The 20,144-nt window shown below is 67.0% G+C and carries 18 protein-coding genes; 8 read left to right on the top strand and 10 right to left on the bottom strand.

From position 1 onward, the window contains the following. Both ACO1P8_RS23990 and ACO1P8_RS23985 read left to right on the top strand, forming a co-directional pair. On the top strand, positions 1-454 hold a 454-nt coding region (locus ACO1P8_RS23990), incomplete at its 5' end, for an MFS transporter (protein WP_486298352.1). After that, positions 454-1,002 carry an alpha/beta fold hydrolase gene (locus tag ACO1P8_RS23985; protein ID WP_486298351.1) on the top strand — a complete coding sequence of 183 codons (549 nt, stop codon included), beginning with the start codon at positions 454-456 and terminating at the stop codon, positions 1,000-1,002. The genes ACO1P8_RS23990 and ACO1P8_RS23985, both read left to right, overlap by 1 nt. Before the next feature lie 29 nt (positions 1,003-1,031). Here the strand turns inward: ACO1P8_RS23985 and ACO1P8_RS23980 are convergent, their stop codons facing one another. From ACO1P8_RS23980 to ACO1P8_RS23965, 4 genes are all read right to left on the bottom strand, one after another. Beyond that, positions 1,032-2,426 carry a GntT/GntP/DsdX family permease gene (locus tag ACO1P8_RS23980; protein ID WP_486298350.1) on the bottom strand — a complete coding sequence of 465 codons (1,395 nt, stop codon included), beginning with the start codon at positions 2,424-2,426 and terminating at the stop codon, positions 1,032-1,034. After that, positions 2,423-2,971, bottom strand: coding sequence for a gluconokinase (locus ACO1P8_RS23975; protein WP_486298349.1), 549 nt, complete (start codon positions 2,969-2,971; stop codon positions 2,423-2,425). Before ACO1P8_RS23975 ends, ACO1P8_RS23980 begins: the two co-directional genes overlap by 4 nt. Positions 2,972-3,121: 150 nt before the next feature. Further along, on the bottom strand, positions 3,122-3,781 hold the full coding sequence (locus ACO1P8_RS23970) for a thiopurine S-methyltransferase (protein WP_486298348.1): 660 nt from the start codon (positions 3,779-3,781) through the stop codon (positions 3,122-3,124). Positions 3,782-3,849: 68 nt separating this feature from the next. Next, complete coding sequence (locus ACO1P8_RS23965) at positions 3,850-4,902, bottom strand: NAD(P)-dependent alcohol dehydrogenase (protein WP_486298347.1); 1,053 nt, start codon at positions 4,900-4,902, stop codon at positions 3,850-3,852. Positions 4,903-5,036: 134 nt separating this feature from the next. Between ACO1P8_RS23965 and ACO1P8_RS23960 the strand changes: the two genes are divergently transcribed. Next, positions 5,037-5,978: a LysR family transcriptional regulator gene (locus ACO1P8_RS23960; protein ID WP_486298346.1), complete on the top strand. Its 942-nt coding sequence runs from the start codon at positions 5,037-5,039 to the stop codon at positions 5,976-5,978. A gap of 44 nt (positions 5,979-6,022) precedes the next feature. Here the strand turns inward: ACO1P8_RS23960 and ACO1P8_RS23955 are convergent, their stop codons facing one another. The 3 genes from ACO1P8_RS23955 to ACO1P8_RS23945 form a co-directional block, all read right to left on the bottom strand. After that, positions 6,023-7,495, bottom strand: coding sequence for a PepSY-associated TM helix domain-containing protein (locus ACO1P8_RS23955; protein WP_486298345.1), 1,473 nt, complete (start codon positions 7,493-7,495; stop codon positions 6,023-6,025). A 75-nt stretch (positions 7,496-7,570) separates the two neighbouring features. Next, on the bottom strand, positions 7,571-7,984 hold the full coding sequence (locus ACO1P8_RS23950) for a DUF2946 family protein (RefSeq protein ID WP_486298344.1): 414 nt from the start codon (positions 7,982-7,984) through the stop codon (positions 7,571-7,573). Between the two features lie 64 nt (positions 7,985-8,048). Beyond that, positions 8,049-8,420, bottom strand: a complete 372-nt coding sequence (locus ACO1P8_RS23945) for a DUF2784 domain-containing protein (RefSeq protein ID WP_486298343.1) — start codon at positions 8,418-8,420, stop codon at positions 8,049-8,051. Positions 8,421-8,624: 204 nt separating this feature from the next. Here ACO1P8_RS23945 and ACO1P8_RS23940 point away from each other — a divergent pair, with 204 nt between their 5' ends. Together ACO1P8_RS23940 and ACO1P8_RS23935 are read left to right on the top strand one after the other, a co-directional pair. Continuing rightward, complete coding sequence (locus ACO1P8_RS23940; RefSeq protein WP_486298342.1) at positions 8,625-8,990, top strand: response regulator; 366 nt, start codon at positions 8,625-8,627, stop codon at positions 8,988-8,990. 62 nt (positions 8,991-9,052) lie between these two features. Continuing rightward, entirely contained in the window at positions 9,053-9,700 is a 648-nt protein-coding gene (locus tag ACO1P8_RS23935) for an FMN-binding negative transcriptional regulator (protein ID WP_486298341.1), read from the top strand. A 49-nt stretch (positions 9,701-9,749) separates the two neighbouring features. On the opposite strand, the gene ACO1P8_RS23930 is transcribed toward ACO1P8_RS23935, so the two are convergent. The 3 genes from ACO1P8_RS23930 to ACO1P8_RS23920 form a co-directional block, all read right to left on the bottom strand. Continuing rightward, positions 9,750-12,455 carry a mechanosensitive ion channel domain-containing protein gene (locus ACO1P8_RS23930; protein WP_486298340.1) on the bottom strand — a complete coding sequence of 902 codons (2,706 nt, stop codon included), beginning with the start codon at positions 12,453-12,455 and terminating at the stop codon, positions 9,750-9,752. A gap of 344 nt (positions 12,456-12,799) precedes the next feature. Then, positions 12,800-13,957, bottom strand: coding sequence for a PQQ-dependent sugar dehydrogenase (locus tag ACO1P8_RS23925; RefSeq protein ID WP_486298339.1), 1,158 nt, complete (start codon positions 13,955-13,957; stop codon positions 12,800-12,802). A 123-nt stretch (positions 13,958-14,080) separates the two neighbouring features. Beyond that, entirely contained in the window at positions 14,081-15,169 is a 1,089-nt protein-coding gene (locus tag ACO1P8_RS23920; protein ID WP_486298338.1) for an Ldh family oxidoreductase, read from the bottom strand. Positions 15,170-15,335: 166 nt separating this feature from the next. Here ACO1P8_RS23920 and ACO1P8_RS23915 point away from each other — a divergent pair, with 166 nt between their 5' ends. From ACO1P8_RS23915 to ACO1P8_RS23905, 3 genes are all read left to right on the top strand, one after another. Then, positions 15,336-16,271 (top strand): LysR family transcriptional regulator, encoded by a 936-nt coding sequence (locus tag ACO1P8_RS23915; RefSeq protein ID WP_486298337.1) that lies wholly within the window; start codon positions 15,336-15,338, stop codon positions 16,269-16,271. 106 nt (positions 16,272-16,377) lie between these two features. Beyond that, positions 16,378-17,880: an ABC transporter substrate-binding protein gene (locus ACO1P8_RS23910; protein ID WP_486298336.1), complete on the top strand. Its 1,503-nt coding sequence runs from the start codon at positions 16,378-16,380 to the stop codon at positions 17,878-17,880. A 78-nt stretch (positions 17,881-17,958) separates the two neighbouring features. Next, on the top strand, positions 17,959-19,761 hold the full coding sequence (locus tag ACO1P8_RS23905; protein WP_486298353.1) for a gamma-glutamyltransferase family protein: 1,803 nt from the start codon (positions 17,959-17,961) through the stop codon (positions 19,759-19,761). Positions 19,762-20,144 lie beyond the last annotated feature (383 nt).

Genomic DNA, 20,144 nt, shown 5'->3' with positions numbered 1-20,144 from the left:
GCAGTACGCCTTCATCATCGCCATCGCCAACCCGTTCGGGCCGCTGCTGGGCCTGCTGGTCGCCGACCGGATGGAACCGAAGTGGCAAATCGTGTGCGCGGGCATCGGTATCGGCGGCTTTATGGTGCTGTTCGCCATGCAAGTCAACCCGCGGGCGGTCATCGTCTTCGGCGTATTGGTGACCTTGTCGAACAACTGGCTGTCGTTTATCTTCCATAGCTACCAGGCCGAGCAGTTCCCGACGCGCCTGCGGGGGCGCGCCGTGGGCTTCGTGTACGGGTGGGGACGCGCCAGCGCGGCCATTGTCGGTCTGCTGATCGGGTTTTTCCTCAGTGTCGGCGGTACGCCCGGCGTCGCGGCCTTCATGGGCGTCGCGATGGTCCTGATGATCCTGGTCATCGCCGTCTTCGGCCCCCGCACCCTGCGCCGGCCGCTCGAGGAGATCTCACGTTGATGGATACGCACGACCGCGAGCCGATCTGGGCTGTGCCCGACGTTTCACCCCTGATGGTTGCCGGTGCCGGCGGGGTGAGGGTCGCGGCCTACGAATGGGGCAATCCCGACGGCAAGGAAATCCTGCTGATTCATGGTGTGGCGCAATGCCATCTTTGTTTCGCCCCGCAGATCGCCAGCGACCTGGCGCGCGAGGTGGAGCACACCATCGCCTTCCTGGACGCCTGCTATCACCTGCGGCCCGCCAGTGCCCTGTACGAACGGGCGCTCTGCTACAACGCGATCGTGCCGATGGCCGTGCGCCGCGCGGCCGCCGCCTGGCACACCGACCCCGCGGAAACCATCGCGGCGCTGCGCAAGGTGCGGGTGCCCACGCTGGTCACCCAGGGGACGCGCGACACGATCGTGTTGCCGGAAGCCGCGCGCATGACCGCGCAAGCCATTCCCCATGCACGCATATCCTGGTACGAGGAGTGCGGGCATTCTCCTTTCCAGGAGTACCCGGAACGTTTCAACCGGGAACTGGCGGCCTTCGTCCGGGAAACCTGAGTCCTATATCCGTGTGGCGGCGTTCGCCTTCACATCACCAGCGAGAGCCCGTAGGTCAGGATCAGCCCCATCACCGCCAATATCGTTTCCATCAGGGACCAGGTCTTGATGGTCTCGCCCACGGTCAGGCCGAAGTATTCCTTGACCAGCCAGAAGCCGGCGTCGTTGACGTGAGAGAAAAACAGCGACCCGGCGCCGATGGACAGCACGACCAGGGATAGCTGATTGGCCGGAAGGTGGGTGGCCAGCGGCGCGACGATACCCGCGGCGGTGACCGTGGCCACCGTGGCCGAGCCGGTCGCCAGGCGGATCAGCACCGCAACGATCCAGCCCAGCACCAGCGTCGACAGGCCGGTGGCCAGCGCGATCTTGGCGATGGCCGCGCCGGTGCCGCCGTCCACCAGGGCCTGCTTGAAGCCGCCGCCCGCGCCGACGATCAGCATCACGCCGACCACCGGCAACAGGCTGGCGGCGATCTTCTTGCCCAGCACCGAGATATTGAAGCCGACCGAGGTGCCGAAGGTGACCATGGCGAGCAGGACGGCCACCAGCAGCGCGAAGACCGGGTCGCCGATGAAGTCCAGGACGTGGCGCACCGGATCGGCCTTGTCCATCCAGATATCCGCGCCCGCCTTGACCAGCATCAGGACGATGGGAGAGAGCAGCGTGATGAGGGTCACGGCGAACGACGGGCTGCGCGTCGCCGGGGCGTCGGCGTCGTCGGTGGGGCCTTGGGCCTGCCGGTCCGGGCCGGTCACCGCCAGGCCGGCGCCCGCTGCGCCGATGGGCACCATGCGGGAGGCCAGCAAGGCGAACAGCGGGCCGCCGGCGGCGACGGTGGGGATGGCGATCAGCAGGCCGATGGCCAGCGTCAGGCCGACGTCCGCGTGCAGGATCGCGATGGCCGCCAGCGGCCCGGGGTGCGGCGGAATGAACCCGTGCAGCACCGAAAGCCCGGCCAGGGCCGGAATGCCCAGGCGCATGGCCGGGCCCCGCGATTTGTGCACGGCCAGCATGACGACCGGGATCAGCAGCACCAGGCCGATTTCGAAGAACATGGGGATGCCGATGATGCTGGCAACCAGGGCCATCTTCCACGGCAAGGTGGCGGGGCGGCCGCGCAGGATGCGGTCCACGACCTGATCCGCGCCGCCCGAGTCGGCCAGCAGCTTGCCCAGCATGGCACCCAGCGCGATAAGGACACCCACATAGCCCAGCACGCCGCCCACGCCGGCCTCGTACGAGCTGGTCACTTTCTCCAGCGGAATGCCGGAGCCGACGCCGACGAACAGCGCGCCGATGGTCAGCGCGATGAAGGCGTGCAGCTTCAGCCAGACGATCAGTACCACCAGCAGGACGATGCCGATGGCCGCGACGATCAATACCTGGGTATCGTGCGACGTCAACGCAGCGGAGGGATTCATTGGTTTTCCTTCTTTCCGGTTTTCGCGTTCAGGCCTAGCGTTTGAATGATGGTATTGGCGATTGCCGATGGCGCGGGGCCGATGTCCACGCGGATGGCGGGTTCGTCGGCCGTGGGCTCCTGTAGCGCGTCGAACTGGCTGTCGAGCAGCGAAGGCGGCATGAAATGGCCATGGCGCGCCGCCAGGCGCGCGGCGATGGTGGCCTTGGATCCGGCCAGGTAGACGAATTGCACGCCGCCGCCGCGGCGGTTGATGATGTCCCGATACGAGAGCTTCAGCGCGGAGCAGGTGATCAGCCCGTTTTCTCCCTTATCCAGGCATTCCTCGACCCATTGCGCGACTTTTTCCAGCCAGGGCGCGCGATCCGCGTCGGTCAGCGGCTGGCCGGCGTGCATCTTGTCGATGTTCGATTGGGGGTGCAGGGCGTCGCCTTCTTCGAAGGGCCAGTCCAGCCGTCCGGAAAGAATGGCCGCGACGGTGGTCTTGCCGCAGCCGGATACGCCCATCAATACCAGGACCACCGGTTCGTCGTTGGAAGCCGCCATGCGTATTCCCTCCTTATCGTTGCCTGCGTGCCCGCTGTCAGACTGTGGTCAGTTATCGGCGGGCTCAGGACAGAGTAGCGCAACTCGGGCGATCGGGGTTAGCGGTGTATCGGGACGTCCGGACTGCCGCGCGGCCATCGCGTGCCGGTGTCAGTCGCGCCGGCGCAGGCGGTATGCCAGCGCATCCAGCCTGCTGACGCCAGCCTTCTGGAACTTGGGTTCCAGGTCGAGGATGTCGCGGCGGTAGATCAGTTCCGCGGTGGAGTGGCCGGCGTACAGGGCTTGCACCTCTTCGTCGTCCACGGAGAAGGGCGGTCCATCCATTTCCTGTTGCGGATAGTCCAGGGTCACGAGCAGGCCCTGGTACCGATCGGGAAGTTGGCCATATACATGACGCACGTAAGGACCGCGCATATCCGCGGGCAGCGCGACCAGGGCCGCGCGGTCGAAGACGCCGGCGCAGCCGCGCAGCGTATCGGCATCGACGTCGAATATGTCGCCGCGGATGATTTCGATGTTGCCGGCGACATAGTGGTCGCCCATCGCGGAGCGGCGCACTTGCGGCGCCAGGCCGTTCTCATCGAAGAATTGTTCGACGGCCAGCGGCGACAATTCGATGCCCAACACGCGCAGGTCGCGCGCGGCCAGCCACAGCATGTCCAGGGACTTACCGCACAAGGGGACGAGGACGCGGCTGCCGGCGGCGAGTTGCAGCGTCGGCCAGAAGCGTTCCAGCGGCGGCGTGATGCGCGTTTGATGAAAATGCGTGCGCCCTTCGCGCCACCGCTCCAGCCAGAATTCCGCGTCCATGCCCGTTCCTCGTTTTTTCCGTGTCGAGGCGACTATTGTAAGGACGCGGCCTTCCCATGCCCGCACCGTCAGAGGGTGGCCATGTCGATCACGAAGCGGTACTTCACGTCGCTCTTCAGCATGCGGGCGTAGGCGGTCTCGATATCCTGCATATCGATCGTCTCGATATCCGCGGTAATGCCGTGTTCCGCGCAGAAGTCCAGCATTTCCTGGGTTTCGGGAATGCCGCCGATCAGCGAGCCGGCGATCGAGCGGCGGTTCATGATCAGGTTGCCGACGTTGGGCGATGGGTGCGCCGTGGCCGGCACGCCGACCAGGGTCATGGCGCCGTCGCGCTTGAGCAGCGCGGTGAAGGCGTCCAGGTCGTGCGACATCGCGACGGTATTCAGAATGAAGTCGAAGCTGCGCGCGTGCCTGCCCATCGCATCCGCATCGCGGGAGACCACCACTTCGTCGGCGCCCAGCTTGCGCGCTTCCTCGACCTTGGAGGGCGAGGTGGTAAAGGCGACGACGTACGCACCCAGCGCATGCGCCAGCTTGATACCCATATGCCCGAGGCCGCCGATGCCGACGACGCCGACTTTCTTGCCGGGGCCGGTTTTCCAGTGCCGCAGCGGCGACCAGGTGGTGATACCGGCGCACAGCAGGGGAGCGACGGCGGCCAGGTCGGATTCGGCATGGCGGATATTCAGGACGAAGTATTCGTCGACGACGACATCGGCGGAATAGCCGCCGTAGGTGTTTTCGCCGCTGCCGTCCAGCCAGCCGTTGTAGGTGCCCTGGAAGCCGTGCGGGCCTTCGCAATACTGTTCCAGGCCTTCCCGGCACGAGGGGCAGGTGCGGCAGCTGTCCACCATGCAGCCCACGCCGACGATATCCCCCAGCTTGAACCGGGATACGTCCTTGCCGACGGCGCTGATGCGCCCGACGATCTCGTGTCCCGGCACGGACGGATAGCGGATGCCCGGCCATTCGCCGCGGACGGTATGCAGGTCGGAATGGCACACGCCGCAATACAGGATCTGGATGGCGACATCATTGGGGCCGGGCTCGCGCCGGTCGATGGTCAGCGGGGCGAGCGCGGTCGTGGGGGATTGGGCGCCGAAAGCCTTGGTCTGCATGGGGTTCCTCTCGATGATACGGACGGCCGCGGAGCGCGGGCTCCGGTGGGGGCGGCACGGTTGCCAAGCAGTATAGGGACGGGGGATTGTTGGGTCTATGCCATAGAATTGGCATGGCCTACTGGTGAAATCCCATGAATCCACGTCCCAGCCTGACCGAACTTTCCGCCTTCGCCGCCATCGTGCGCCACGCCAGTTTTCGCGCCGCAGCCGATGAGCTGGGCATGTCGGCTTCGACGCTAAGCCATATGATGCGGGCGCTCGAACAGCGCCTGGGCCTGCGCCTGTTTCATCGCACCACGCGCAGCGTGGCGCCCACCGAAGCCGGCGCGCGCTTCTTCGGCAACGTCGCGCCCATCCTGAACGAGCTGGACCGAGCCTTGATGGATGTGGGAGGCTTGAGCGAACGTCCGACCGGCAGCGTGCGGATCAATGCCGCGGAGCCCGCCGCGCGCCTATTGATGGATCGCTTCATACCGACGTTTCTGGAGCGCTATCCGGGCGTCCATGTCGACCTGGTCGTGGAGGGCCGGCTGGTGGACATCGTCGCGGAGGGCTTCGACGCCGGCGTGCGGCTGGGCGAGTCGCTGCCGAAGAATATGGTGGCGGTCCCCTTCGGCGGCGATGGCCGGCTGGTATGCGTGGCGTCGCCCGCTTATCTCGCGCGCGCCGGCACGCCGCGCACGCCCGACGAACTGGCGCGGCATCCCTGCGTGCGGTTCCGCCTGCCCAGCGGAAAAATGTACCGCTGGGAGTTCAAGCATCGCGGGCAGGAATTGAAGTTCGATGCCACTGGCCCCATCACGCTGGACAGCATGGACCTGATGATCGAGGCGGCGATCAGGGGCCTGGGTGTCGCCTTCGTCTGGGAGGACACGGCCCGGCCGGCCATCGATGGCGGCAAGCTGGCCACGATACTGGACGACTGGACCCCGCCGTTCGAAGGACATTACCTGTATTACCCCAGCCACCGCCTGGTTCCCGTGGGATTGCGGGCCTTCGTCGACGTCCTCAAAGAAGTCGAAAGACAGGCGCGGCAAATGCCCCGCGAGCCGTATCGGCATCACGGAGCGTGACGACGGCCGCCGGCCCAACCGCGCAGGCGGGGATGTGGCGCCGGCTAGACCGGCCGCCGCGTGTAGCTTCCTGCGCCGGGCCGCGCGGCCATCCGCCAGCGCACGACGTCGACCACCATGAAGGCCAGCAGGCTGAGGCCCATCAACGGCAGGCCGTATCCCAGCGCGGCGGCGAACAAAAGCGCGATGCCGCGCTGCATGGCGGACAGCCGCTTCCAGGCGTGGGTGACCGTCAGGCCGGGTGAGCCGGGCGCGGGGCGGCGGCGCCACCACATCATGTAGCCCAGCACGATCATGCTGCTCAAGGCGATGCCGAAGCTCGCCATCAGCAACTGATTGGGCCAGCCGAACAAGATGCCCATGTGCGTGTCGATGCCCCAGCGGATCAGCTTGGCCACCAAGGGGAATGTGGCGAAGTCGGCGCGGCTGACGATGGAGAAATCGCGGCCGTCGATGGCGACGGCGTCGACCTGTGTGGGCCAGGAACGATCGACTTCGCGGACCGTCCAGGCTTGGTCGGGCTGGCGCGGCGGCCGGACTTCGACTTCGCTGGCGTCGATGCCGGCGGCGCGCGCCGTGGCCAGGATGCGGTCGAACTGGCGCGCGTAGGCATCCGCCGGCGGCGCCGCCCCGGCCATGGCGTCCATGCCTTCCATGTGGGCCATATGCGCCATATGTCCCATGTGTTTGGCATGCTCGCCGCCATCGCCGCCTTGCATGGCGCCGCCCGGCTTCAGGCTGGTCGATAAGGACGGAGTGACCCAGCTCAGATACTGGCGTGCCACGTTGATGTTCCCGCCCGCCCAGCGCGACCACGTCAAGCCGGTAGCCGACAAGAAGAACAGGCCGATGGCGATCCATAGCCCGATCAAGCTATGGACGCGCCGCAGGCGCAGCCTGCCGTTGGACGGCGCGGAGGCCGACTGCGCGCCGCGGCGCCGGCCGTATGCCCACAGGATGATGCCGCCCAGGGCGGCGAACCACAGCCACGATGCCGCCAGTTCGCTGTAGTTGCGGCCCAGGTCGCCGAGCAGCAGGTTGCGGTGCATCGTATCGAGCGTCGTCCGCAGGGGCAGGGTGCCGCTGGTACCGTACACGTTCAGGTCGCCCTTGACGGCCAGTGTTACCGGGTCGACGAAGATGCCGCGATGTTCGGAGCTTTGCAGCCCCGGCTCGCTGAAAAGGACGCGCGTGGTCGTGCCGGGGCGCGGCGCGGGACGGACCGCGAATAGCCTGGGCGCGGGTCCGACGGCGGCGCGCGCGGCGGCGATCTGCTCGGTAAGGGTGTGCGCGGGCCCCGTCGCATCGCTGTACAACTGATCCGCGTACAGGCGGTTCTCGATTTGAGGGGTAAGCACGAACAGCGTGCCCGTGACGGCGGCGACGAGGATGAACGGCCCCACGAAGAGGCCGACATAGAAGTGCAGGCGCGTGATAAGCGCGATCAATGCGGCGCCGCCGGACGGCCGCGCCATATCGCCCGGCGCGGATGCCGGGCGATGATATGCCTTGGACATGATGGATCCACCTTGTCTTGTGAACGGACGAGCGGCCTCGCGCGTCGCGTGGCCGCGAAATGAAACGTTCGAGCGTCAGGTGGAAGGCGGTGCGCGGGGACCCAGTGGCGGCCCGGCGGGCGGCAGTGCGGGCAGCGCGGCCGGTGGAATAAAGCGGACGACCTGGTCGCGGATGGCGGCCAGCAGAGGCACGATGGCAAGGGGCGGCAGGTCCACTGCCAGGTGGGCTGCCGCCCAGAACGGGCATTCGGCGCCGGCCGCATGGTTCTGGTCCGGATGATCATGGCCGCCATGATCCCCGCCGATGTGGGACATAGGGCCATGCCCGGTTTCGGCCTGGCCCAGCATCTGTACGATGGAGACCATGCCGGTCGATGTGCATAGCCCGATGCGGACGACGCCATGCCGCAGCGCGGCGGTGTCCGGCATGTACCCCACGGGGATCATTGCGCGCAAGCTGATGGCGAGCAGCAAGAGGCACAGCAGCATGCGTGTGCCCCGGGCGGCGCGAGGGATCCGGGTGGCGGAAAACATGGGGCGGGATTTTAGTCGTTTAGCGCTTGCCGTGCCGCCGACGGCGGAACAGCAGCGTATATACGATCGCGTTGCCCCCCAGCAGCAAGGCCGCCAGCAATGCCTGCGTGCCGCGCGTCAGCGCCGGCGGATAGATCAGCGCGGTCAGGTAGTGGTGGATGAAATCGCCGGCGTAGGGGGCTTGCCCGGCCTGGAGCCGCAGGGTGTTTTCCAGCGGGGTAAGAGGGCAGATCCACCCCATCCCCGCCACGGTCGCGCCCCAGGCCAGCGCGGGCAGATGCAGCCAGGCCAGCCATCCGCGCCAGAAAGCGGCCAGCCCGCCGAACACCACCCAGGCGACGAAAAGCCCATGCGCGATCAGAACGGCGTCGGCCAGGATGCGATATGTCATGTGGGCTGCGAGCTTGGCGCCGCGATGTAAGGAAAGGAAAAGATAGAGCGGGAAGGCCGGCGGCGGCATAAGCTCATGGCGTATCTTACGCGTCGCGGCGGCCGGCAACAGGCGGATAAACAGGGGGGCGCCGCGGCGGGCACATGGCTTGCGTACGTATTCCTTCGGTACAGCGGACGCGCATGTCGGCGCGGCGGAGCAAAGATGGCAAAAATCATGGTGGTGGACGATGAGGCCACCCTGGCAAGAGTGGTGCGCGAGGTGCTCAGCGGCGCCGGCCATACGGTATACGTGGAGAGCGACGGCCTGACGGCGCTGACGCGCATGCTGGAAGTCCAGCCGGACCTGGTCGTATCCGACGTCATGATGCCAGGGATGGGCGGCGCCTCGCTACTGACCGCCATGCGCGATAACGCCTATCTGGAAGAAGTGCCCGTCATCGTCATGAGCGGCCTGCCCGAGGAATCGGTCGTCGACGCCTGCCCGCGCTATTCGGCTTTCATCGCCAAGCCCTTCGACCTCTGCACCATCGTCGATATGGTTGACCGTGTGCTGGGCACCGACCACTAGGCGCGATCCCAGGGTTTGCATTGGGGCAGGACCGGCCCGGAGCCGGGCAGGAGTGCTCCATAATGGCGCATCCCCTGGAGAAATTCATGTACGTGCCGCCCGCCTTCCTTGAAAAAGACCGGTCCGCCATCCATCGCATCATGCGGGAAGCGCGGCTGGTGCAACTGGTGACTTCCGGCCCGGATGGCTTGCTCGCCACGCCGCTTCCCATGTTGCTGGAGGCCGATGAGGGCGAACACGGTGTGCTGTACGGGCACATCGCGCGGGCCAACCCGCATTGGCGCACGCCCGTCTCCGGAGATGCCCTGGCCATCTTCATGGGGCCCGATGCCTATGTCTCGCCCTCGTGGTACGCCACCAAGCAGCGCGACGGCAAGGTGGTGCCGACATGGAACTACGTGGCCGTCCATGCGTATGGGCCGGTGGAGTTTTTCGACGATGCCGCCCGCCTTTTGCGAGTGGTTTCGGGGCTGACCGAACGCCATGAAGCGGGACGGGACGCGCCATGGGCCGTATCCGATGCGCCGGCCGATTACGTCTCGTCCATGCTGCGGGGCATAGTCGGGGTAAGGCTGCCCATCGCCCGCATCGATGCCAAGCGCAAAATGAGCCAGAACCGCGGCGCGGAGGACCGTGCCGGCGTGATATCCGGGCTGGCGGCCAGCGCCGACCCCCTGGATCGCGCGGCCGGCGCGTTCATCCCCGAATAGCGCGCGCCGGGCCACGAAAGCGTGCCTGGCGGCCGCGCGCCGTTCGCCTTCATGGGCGATGGCCTTTCCCCGCGCCATCGCCCTGTCGCGCGCCGCCCTGTGGCGCAGCCGCGTGCGCGCCCGTAGGGACCGCCAGCGGCGAGGTGTCCGTGGGCAGCAACAGGCTGGCGCGCGGGTTGGCGATTTCGATGCCCAGCTCGCGGAAGCGTTCCAGGATGCGCCGGTTGATTTCGCGCTGCACGCCCCAGCGTCCCTTGTCGCTGCAGCGCATCTGGCCGACCAGGGTGACCATGGATCCGTCGACCGAATCCACGCCCCACACCTCGATGTCGTTCAGGATCTGGTCCTTGAAGTTCGCGTCCTGGCGCAGCGAGGCACCGATCTCCTTCAGTTCCCTCACCACCATGTCGATGTCGGTATCGTAGGCAACGCTGATGCGCACGGCCGCATTGCCGATTCCGCGATTGCTGTTGCTGACGGTGGAAACCGAGCTGAAAGGAACGATGTACAGCGCGCCATCCCCGCCGCGCAGGCGCACCGTTCGTATGGACAGGTATTCGACACTGCCGGAGACGCCCGCCACCGTCACCCAGTCGCCCACGCGCATGGCGTTCTCCATCAGCAGGAAGATGCCGGTGATGAAGTCCTGCACCAGCTTCTGCGAGCCGAAGCCCAGCGCCACGCCGACGATGCTGGCGCCGGCCAGGAGCGGGGTGGTATTGATGCCGATCTGGTTCAGCGCCGTCAGCCCCACGATAAGGGCCACCACGATGAACAGCGCGGTGCGCAGCATGGGCAGCAGCGTGCGCAGACGGGCGGCCCGCATGTTGTCGCCAAGGCGCGTCCAGCGCGCCAGGCGCCGCTCCACCGCATATTGCGCCGCTTCCCAGATTACGATGGCCACGACGATCGCAACAACGATGGTCAATGCCGCGGACGCCAGGCTGCGGCCCAGCGAACCGCTGGCGAACCAGCTCAGCGCATCGACGCCCCACGATTCGAACAGGACCACGATGGTGCACAGGGTGAGGAACACCGATACCAGGCCGCGCGTCCAGGGGTAGTAGCGTTCCGACAAACGCACGGCGGCCTGCGGATAGGCATCGTCGCCGCGATCGCCTTCCCGGCCGGCCGAGAACAGACGCCCGAGGCTGCCCAGGATCACGATCGCCAGCAGGCGGGCCACGACCAGGACCGCCGCCGATATCAGCACGAAGTGGATCAGCTTGGGAAAGCCGTTCTGCACGCCCATGGCCCATACCACCCATACGCCCATGACCAGCACGATGGCGAGGACCGCCCATGCCTCGGCGAACCAGTTGCGGGCGACCGCGAGGGGGCTGGCCGCACCAGGCACGGCGCGCAGCGCATGGCGCACGGGCCGGCGCAGTTGCAGGATCAGGACGACCGCGCTCAGGTGCACCAGCAGGGACACCGCCTTCAGGAAAGCCGTGCTGAGAGCGGGCGCCGTGCCCAGCAAAGGTATCGTGTCCGCGATGGCAACACCGAACAATGCCAGTCCGGCAATCCAGCGTATCCACATGATCAGCACGTGCGCCGTGGCGGGTCCGATGCTCAATAGCCGCAGGCCTTGTCCGGCAGGCGAGACCAGCAGCCGCATGACGGCCATCACGATGCGCAGCGCCACGTAGGCCGCGATGAATCCCGCGACAGCCTCCCGCACGCGCGGATGGCCGCTGGCCGCGTAGCGCAGCGCCAGGTTGGCCGCGACGAAGAACAGCGCGACCGGCAGCAGGTCCAGCATCAGCGCGCCGATCGCATAAGGCATGTTGCGCAGGGTCCGGGAATGATGGCGCGAGTCCCGCCGCCCCGATGGGACGGGCGTTTCGTTGTGCGCGGCTGCGTCCGGGAGCGGCGCGGATGCCGATGCCACCGAACCGGCGGCGTTATCCTTGCCCACCGGCACCGTTTCGATATGATCCACGCCGTCGCGATGTGTCTGGATGACGGCCACGCCTTCGGCGGGCGGTACCAGCCTTGCCTGGGCCGCGTCCGCTGCCGCCGTCGCCGGCCCGAGAGGGGCCGCCGGTCCCGCGGGCGGCGGGGCGAAGCCTGCGCCGGAATAGACGGCCTCGTTGCCGGCCATGGGTTGCCTGGCCTGCCGGTCGGCATGTTCCTCGAGCGCGATTCGTGGACGGCGCAGCGCGCGACGCAGCCCCCACTCCAGGATCAGGCCCGCGGCGAAGGCGGCCAGCAAGGACAGCCCGAGCAGGCCCAGCAGGCGTTGTCCCGCGTCGGTGGTGAGCGCGCGCGAGTGCGCGAGCAGGGCGGGGAACTCCTTGGCCGCGCTGCCGACCACGCTTGCCTGCGCCGCGAAGTTGTCCATCCAGTGGTCCAGGCTGCGCAGCATGCGAGCCGTCAGGCCGTCGCTTTCCAGCGGCACGATGGTGGCCGGCTGGTCGGCTTCGGCGCTGGCGGGCTGGGCGGCAGGCGCGCCTGCCGAGGGGGGCGCCGGTGCTGCCGCGGGCGCCGATCCCGTCGCCGGGGCGGTCCGGGATGGCGTGGCGGATCCGGCCGGCGCGGCGGCCGCGATGGTGTCGAGGGTGCGGATCAGTTCCGCGCGACGGGCATCGTTGCGCAGGATATCGGCGGTGCGCCGGGCCTCCGCCGGCGTGATACCCGTGGCGGTAGCAGAGGGCGGGACGGATCCCTGCTGCGCCACCGCCGGACCGTGCAAGGACAGGAACAGGACGACGCCGCACAGGGCAGCTTTGCATGTCTCGCTTATACGCATGGCGGAAAGCCGGCGCGGCCGGCGCCGGCGTAACAGTAACAATCAAAAGCGACCGCTGTTGCAAGCCCCATACCTGGCGATCGGCTGCCAGCGCGTCCTGTATCGGTTCAATACACGAGCGCTGGTCCCTCGAATCTTACGCTGGCCGGCAGGCGGTGGGCGGCGGCTCCTCGCTGGTTTCGGCCCGACAGGATGTCGGGTTCGACGAGCGTGCAAACCCGCGCGGTCAGGATGTTGCGCGGGATATCGCCCTGGCGATAAGGCATGGTGAAGCGTGCCTGCACTTCCTTTTCATCGGCTCGCTCCTTTGGTCGACCGGGGTCGCCACGGCATGGCCTGGACCTTTATTTTTTTGGCGTCAGGCGCAGCAGGCGGCCGTCGGAGGCGTCCTCGATCACCCATAACGCGCCGTCCGGGGCGACCGCCACATCGCGGATCCGCTGTCCCATATCCCATAGGTCGACCTGCGTCGCGCCGCCGCGGCCATCGAAGGCGACGCGCGCCAGCGCCCGCGCGCGCAGTCCGCCGATGAAGGCCGACCCTTGCCATTGCGGGAACATCGGGCCGTTATAGAAGGCCAGCCCCGCCGGCGCGATGACCGGTGTCCAATAGATCACGGGCGGTGCGAATTCGGGTCGCGTGGCATGGCGCGGGATGGGCGTGCCGTTGTAGTTGTCTCCGTTCGACACGATGGGCCAGCCGTAATTGCGCCCGCGGAGGATCAGATTCAGCTCGTCGCCGCCCTTGGGTCCCATTTCGTCCATCCATAAGCGGCCGTCCGGCGCGAAAGCCAGGCCGTAAGGATTGCGATGGCCCGTGGTCCAGGTCTGCGCGCGCACGCCGCCTTGGGCGGCCCACGGATTATCGGCGGGTGTGCTGCCGTCCGGATTAAGGCGCAGTACCTTGCCCAGGGGAAGGTCGGGATCCTGGGCAGTTTCGGGGCGCATGCGGTCGCCGACCGTCAGGAACAGATGCCGGCCATCGGGAGCGAAAGCGATGATGCCGCCGGGCTGGCCGCCGGCGCCCTGGTATGCCTGGCGCCATATGACGGACACGTCGCGCAAGGCGGCACGGGCACCGGTTTCCTCCAGCCGGGCACGCGCCAGCGCCAGGCTGCTGCCGCCCGCGCCGGGTTCCATATAGGTGAAATAGACGGCGCGCGAGGTCGGGTAGTCCGGCGCGGCCGCGATGTCCAGCAGGCCGTTCTGGCCACCGTAGGCGACCTTGGGGGCGCCCGCCACCGGTGTCTTCCGTCCATGGGGATCGACCAGGAAGATCCGCCCCGGCTTTTCCGTAACCAGCATGCGCCCGTCCGGCAGGAAGCCGATGGCCCATGGCTCGTCGAAAGTGGCGACCGGCGTGGCGGCGAATGGCTTATCGCCGCGTGGCTTTATCTGCCCGGCATTGGTTTCGGCGATGGCCGTTGTCGGGCCGGCCGCGATGCCGAGCGTCGCGGCGAGGATGACGCCGATCCCGCCCAGAGTGATGCGAGCAAGCTGCATGAGTCCACCTCCTGCCTCCGTGTTTCGTCATCGCCACCGTCGGCACCGGGCCCGGGCGGGGCATGCTTCGATGCGCCCCCCGGGGCCTGCGGTCATCGCGCGCGCACCGTTCAGCGTACCGCGTCAGGCCTCCAGCGGGGCCACGCCCAGGCTCTGTGCCAATGTATCCAGCGCCGCGCGCAGTTCCGCATGAATGGGAACGCCGTTGGCCATGCGTTCTTCGTAGGTGCGGTGCGACTGTTCCCCGGGCAGGCGGATTTCGTCCCATCCGGGCAATAGTTCCGACGACTTCATCTGCGCCCAGATCTCGTCCACCTGCTCCTCGAACTGCCGCAGCGGCATGAATGCCTCCACGTCCAGCGCGATCACAGTGTGGCCCGTATTGGTGGTCGCCGCATAGTCCTGGTTGAAATCCACCACGTCCCTGCCGAAGGCCGCCCCGTTCAGCGTACCGGCAAGCAGTCCGAACATCATCGCCAGGCCATAGCCCTTCGCGCCGCCGATGGGCAGCAGGAATCCCTCGCCGGATCGCTTGGGATCCAGCAGCGGTTTGCCGTCGCGTCCCACCATCCAGCCTTCCGGCATCATCTCGCCTCGCTGTGCCTTGGCCTTGACCTTGCCGTACGCCGCGTTCGTGGTGGCCATGTCCAGCACGATGGGCGGTCGATTCCGGCCCGGGACCGCGATGGCGATGGGGTTGGTCGACAGCAGCATCTCCGTGCCGCCCCAGGGCGGCATATGGTTGGCGCTGCCCACCGCCATATAAATACCCACCATCCCATGCCGCAGCGGCATGCGGGCATAGATGCCCGCCGGGCCGGCGTGGTTGCTCATGCGCGCGCCCACCCACGCCACGCCGGTATTGCGCGCCTTCTGCACGGCCAGGTCGGCGGCCTTTTTCATGATCAGGTGGCCGATGCCATTGTCGCCGTCCAGCAGGGCGGAGCCCGCGCGCTCGGACACGATCTGGATGTCGGGGCGCATATTCATGCCACCCGCCCGGATGCGCTTGACGTAAGGCGGCAGGCGGAAAATGCCGTGCGCGTCGGCGCCTCGCGCGTCGGCCTCGGCCATGATGCCGCCCACCACACGGGCATCGGCCTCAGGCATGCCGACGGCGGCCAGCACACGGGCAATGAAATCCTGGAGTCGGGCGGCGGAGACGCGGGGCTGGGTCGGCGCACGGGCGCCAGTGGCGGTGTCTTGGGGCATCGAATGTTACAGGCTCAGGGGCCTGCCATATCACTTTGAACTGAGGAGCTCAAAGTATAGGAAGCAGGTCACTGGGAAGCCAATGCCGTTTTCTTACCAGGCCATAACGATTCGTTCTAGACTGCGCCATCAAGACGCCGGCCCTCCATCCTGACGCGATCGCCGCATGAACCTGAAAGCACTCCGTTATTTCGTCGCCATCGCCGACACCGGCAGCTTCACCGCGGCCGCCGCCCTGGTCCGTATCGCCCAGCCCGCGCTCAGCCGGCATGTCAGGGAGCTGGAAAGCGAGCTGGGCGTGCCTCTGCTGCGCCGCAGCGCGCGCGGCGCGCAGCTGACGCACGAGGGTGCCGCCTTGTGCGAGGCGGCCCGCCGCATCCTGGCCGAGGCCGAGCAGGTCAAGACGCAGTTGACGAGCCGCGCGCAGATGGGGCAATCGACCATCACCGTGGGTGCGTCGCCGACCCTGGGCAGGGTATTGCTGCCTGGCTTGTTCGAGCGGTGCGACAACGCGCTGGGCGGCTTTCGCATCGCGCTGCGCGAATCCTTCACACCGGTTCTGTCGGACTGGCTGGCGCGCGGGCTGGTCGACGTCGCCTTCCTCACCAACCCCGAAGGATCGGGCGATTTCGCCTTGCACCATCTTTACAGCGAACCTTTCGCCCTGGTCACGGCGGCGCCCCGGCGCATTCCCGCCACCGTGCCGGTGTCGGCGCTGCCGGACATTCCGCTGCTGATGACGCGTTTCCATCGCAGCATTATCGAGCGGCAGCTCAGCGTCGTCGGCGCACGGTTGAATATCTACGCCGAGATCGACTCGGTGGAGTCGATAAGCGAACTGGTCATGCAAGGGCGCTGGGCCACCGTCATGCCGGTGTCGGTGTTCAAGCGTCAGCGCGAGGCACGGACGGTAGCGTTGTCCGAAGTCACGGGCGTACAGTTGAACCGCCTGTTGATGCTGGCGGTGCGCCGGGACGGCCGGACCAGTCCCGGCATCGCCCGGTTCACCGACATCGTCAAGGCGGAGTGCGCCGAGCTGGTCGCCAAGGGGGTATTCAGTTTTTCCGACGGCCTCGGGCCGCCGCGCGACGCAGGGATGTAACAGGGCGCGTTGATATATCAAGCTTGGATACAATGCCCGCTTTGTCCTGCCGGCGACCCGCATTCGGCGGTCGGCGCGCGGCCGGATCGCAATCTGGAGAAGTCTCATGCGAAAACTCTGCCTGGCCATGACGCTGGCCGGCCTGTTGGCCAGCAGCGCGGCAATGGCGCAATCCACCCTGCGTATCGGCCTGCAGGATGACCCCGACGTGCTCGATCCGGCGCGCGCGCGAACCTTCGTCGGCCGCATCGTTTTCGCGTCGCTCTGCGACAAGCTCGTCGACATCACTCCCGACCTGAAGATCGTCCCGCAATTGGCCGTGTCCTGGTCGACCAGCGCCGACGGCAAGACCTTGACGATGAAGCTGCGCAAGGGCGCCGTCTATCATGACGGCACGCCCATCGACGCCGCCTCGGTCAAGGCCAACCTGGATCGGGCGCGCACCTTGCCGGACAGCAACCGCAAGAGCGAACTGGTCACGCTGGCCAGCGTGGAGGCACCCGATGCCCAAACCGTCGTGCTGCACCTGAACGAACCCGACGCCTCGCTGCTATCGCAGTTGTCGGATCGTGCCGGGATGATGATTTCCCCTGCATCCTTCGACAAGGACCCCGGCAGCAAGCCGGTATGCTCGGGCCCCTACAAATTCAAGGAACGCGTGCAAAACGATCGCATCGTCCTGGAAAAATTCCCCCAGTACTGGGACGCCGCCGACTATCACTTCGACCGCGTCATCTTTACCCCCATCCCGGATGCCACGGTGCGCGTGAACAACCTGCGCGCCGGCGATCTCAATATCATCGAGCGCGTGGCGCCCTCCGATGCCAAGGCGGTGAAGGACGATCCCAACCTGCGCCTGGCACCGGTAACGGGCCTGGGCTATCAATCGTTTTCCTTCAACCTGGCCAATGGCGCGCGCGCGAACAATCCCTTCGCCAAGGATAAGCGGGTGCGCGAGGCGCTGGACCTTGCCATCGACCGCGATGCCATCAACCAGGTGGTGGGCGAGGGCATGTTCCGGCCGGCGTACCAGCCTTTCCCGCCGGCCAGCTTCGCCTATGACAAGCGCCTGGAGCGCAGCGGCCGCGATCCCAAGAAAGCCAAGGCGCTGCTCAAGGAAGCCGGTTTCGATCGTGTGAAACTGGAAATCACCTTCGGCAACAACACCACCATGCAACAGGTGTACGAACTGATCCAGGCCATGGGCGCCGAAGCCGGTTTCGATATCTCGCTGCGTCCGGTGGAATTCGCCGCGCTGCAGTCGGCGCTGGCGCGCGGGGACTTCGAGGCCGGGCAGAGCGGATGGTCCGGCCGTGTCGATCCCAGCGGCAATATCTATCAGTACATGGCGACCAAGGGCAGCCTGAACGATGGCAAGTTCAGCAACGCCGAAGCCGACAAGCTGCTCAACGAGGCTCGCGCGGAGTCGGACGAAGGCAAGCGCAAAGTGTTGTACGGCAAGGTGATGGACATCATGCACGCCGAAGATCCCATCATCTACCTGTTCTACCTGCCGTGGACCTTCGGCGTGCAGAAGAAGATCCATGGCTTCGTGCCTTACCCGGACGGCCTGATCCGCCTGAAGGGCGTGACGATGGCCGCCAAGTAAGCGTCCCGGCATCCCGCCGCCCCATAACGTGTACGGCCGCGGCGCGGTTTTGCGCGGGGCGGCCGGGAGACCGACATGATGTTCACCACCCGCCCGGAGATCCTGGGCACTTTCGGCGTCGTCACCTCGACGCACTGGCTGGCGACCGCCGCCGGCATGGCCATGCTGGAGCGCGGCGGCAATGCCTTCGATGCCTGTGTCGCCACGGGCTTCGTCCTGCAGGTCGTGGAACCCCATCTGGTCGGGCCGGCCGGCGAGGTTCCCATCGTCTTTCATTCCGCGGCCCGGGGCAGGGTGGACGTGCTTTGCGGACAGGGCACCACGCCCGCCGCCGCGACCCTGGACCGCTTCCGCGCCGAGGGACTGGACCTGATTCCCGGCAATGGGCTGCTGCCCGCGGTCGTCCCCGGCTCCTTCGACGCCTGGATGCTGCTCCTGCGCGACCACGGCAGTATGCGCTTGCGCGATGTCCTGGAGCCCGCCATCCACTACGCGGAAAATGGGCATGCGCTGATGCCGCGCATTTCCAACACCATCGCCGGCCTGAAGGACTTCTTCGAAAAGAACTGGCCCACCACGGCGCAGATCTACGTACCGAATGGCAGCGTGCCCCAGGCCCGCAAGCTGTTCCGCAATCCGAGCCTGGCGCGGACCTGGCAGCGGGTGCTGCGCGAAGCCGAAGCCGCCGGCGCCGACCGCGAGCGGCAAATCGAAGCCGCGCGCGACGCCTTCTATCGCGGCTTCGTCGCCGAGGCGATAGACCGTTTCGCGCGCCAGCCGGTCATGGACGAAAGCGGCACGCCGCACAGCGGCGTCATCACGGGCGACGACCTCGCGGCATGGTCGGCGACCTACGAGGCGCCCCGGACCTACGACTACGAAAACTACACCGTCGCCAAGGCCGACGCCTGGAGCCAGGGGCCCGTCTTCCTGCAAACGCTGGCTTTGCTCAAGGGCGCGGACCTGGGCGCCATGGGCCCGTCCAGCCCGGAGTTCGTCCATTGCCTGACTGAAGCGATGAAGCTGGCGTTCGCCGATCGCGAGGTCTATTACGGCGATCCGACCTTCGTCGATGTTCCCTTGGCGGATTTGCTGTCCGAGGACTACAACGCCCCGCGGCGCGCCCTGATCGGCGATCGCGCCTCGCACGAATTGCGTCCGGGCGTGCTGCCCGGCTACGAGGACCAGCACGCCCGCATGATGGATGTCCTGCGCCGGCTGTCGCGCATCGCGCAGGCCGGTGCGGCCACCAATGAGCCCACCATGGCGGATATGCGCGCCTCCGCGCCGGTCAGGCGCGGCGATACCACCCATGTCGACGTGATCGACCGCTGGGGCAATATGGTCTCGGCCACGCCCTCCGGGGGCTGGTTCCAGGCCTCGCCCGTGATTCCGGAACTCGGCTTCGGCCTGACCACCCGGGCCCAGATGTTCTGGCTGGAGCCGGGCCTGCCGGGCTCGCTGGCACCCCGCAAGCGGCCGCGCACGACCCTGACCCCCTCCCTGGCCCTGCGCGACGGCCGACCGTATATGGTGTTCGGCACGCCAGGCGGCGACCAGCAGGAGCAGTGGCAATTGCAATTGTTCCTGCGCCACGTCCATCACGGGCTGAATCTGCAGGAAGCCATCGACCTGCCGATGTCGCACACCATGCATTTCCCGAGCTCTTTCTACCCACGGGACCGCAAACCCGGCCACCTGGCAGTGGAGGCGTCGTTCGGCACCGAGACCATCGAGGCGCTGCGTGCGCGCGGGCACCGGATCGAGGAAGTGCCCGCCTGGTCGGTGGGCCGCCTGACCGCCGCCTCGCTGGACGAGGACGGGATCCTGCACGCCGCGGCGACGCCGCGCCTGATGCAGGCCTATGCCGCCGGCCGCTGACCGGCCATACAAGGGGAATTTTCTGGGGCCGGGCGGTCGGAAGGTGCCGAAACGGGACTTTTGGTTCCTGCCGTTCCGGCCGAAACGGCCCTGTTGCCTCTCGTGCACCGTCCCGATATTCTTTCCGGCGGGGTCCGCAAACGGGGACGCCATCATCGCCCTCGGCTTCCCCATGTTGTATGAACCCAACAGAGCCTTGGCCCAAAGCCGTGGTTTTGCGGCACGACCATAGCCAGTCCCCTGGATTTTTGATGCAATAGCGTCAACTTCCCTTCGCGGAGTTAGGGGGGCGGCAGGCTGGTGTGCTGGATTGCTGCTCTTGTCACTCAAATCAACGGAGATTTCTTAAATGAAAAAGACTCTGCTCGCTGCCGCCCTGCTCG

Source organism: Bordetella sp., from assembly GCF_057362025.1.
The sequence above is the reverse complement of the archived record's forward strand: the minus strand, read 5'-3'. Positions and strand labels throughout refer to the sequence as shown.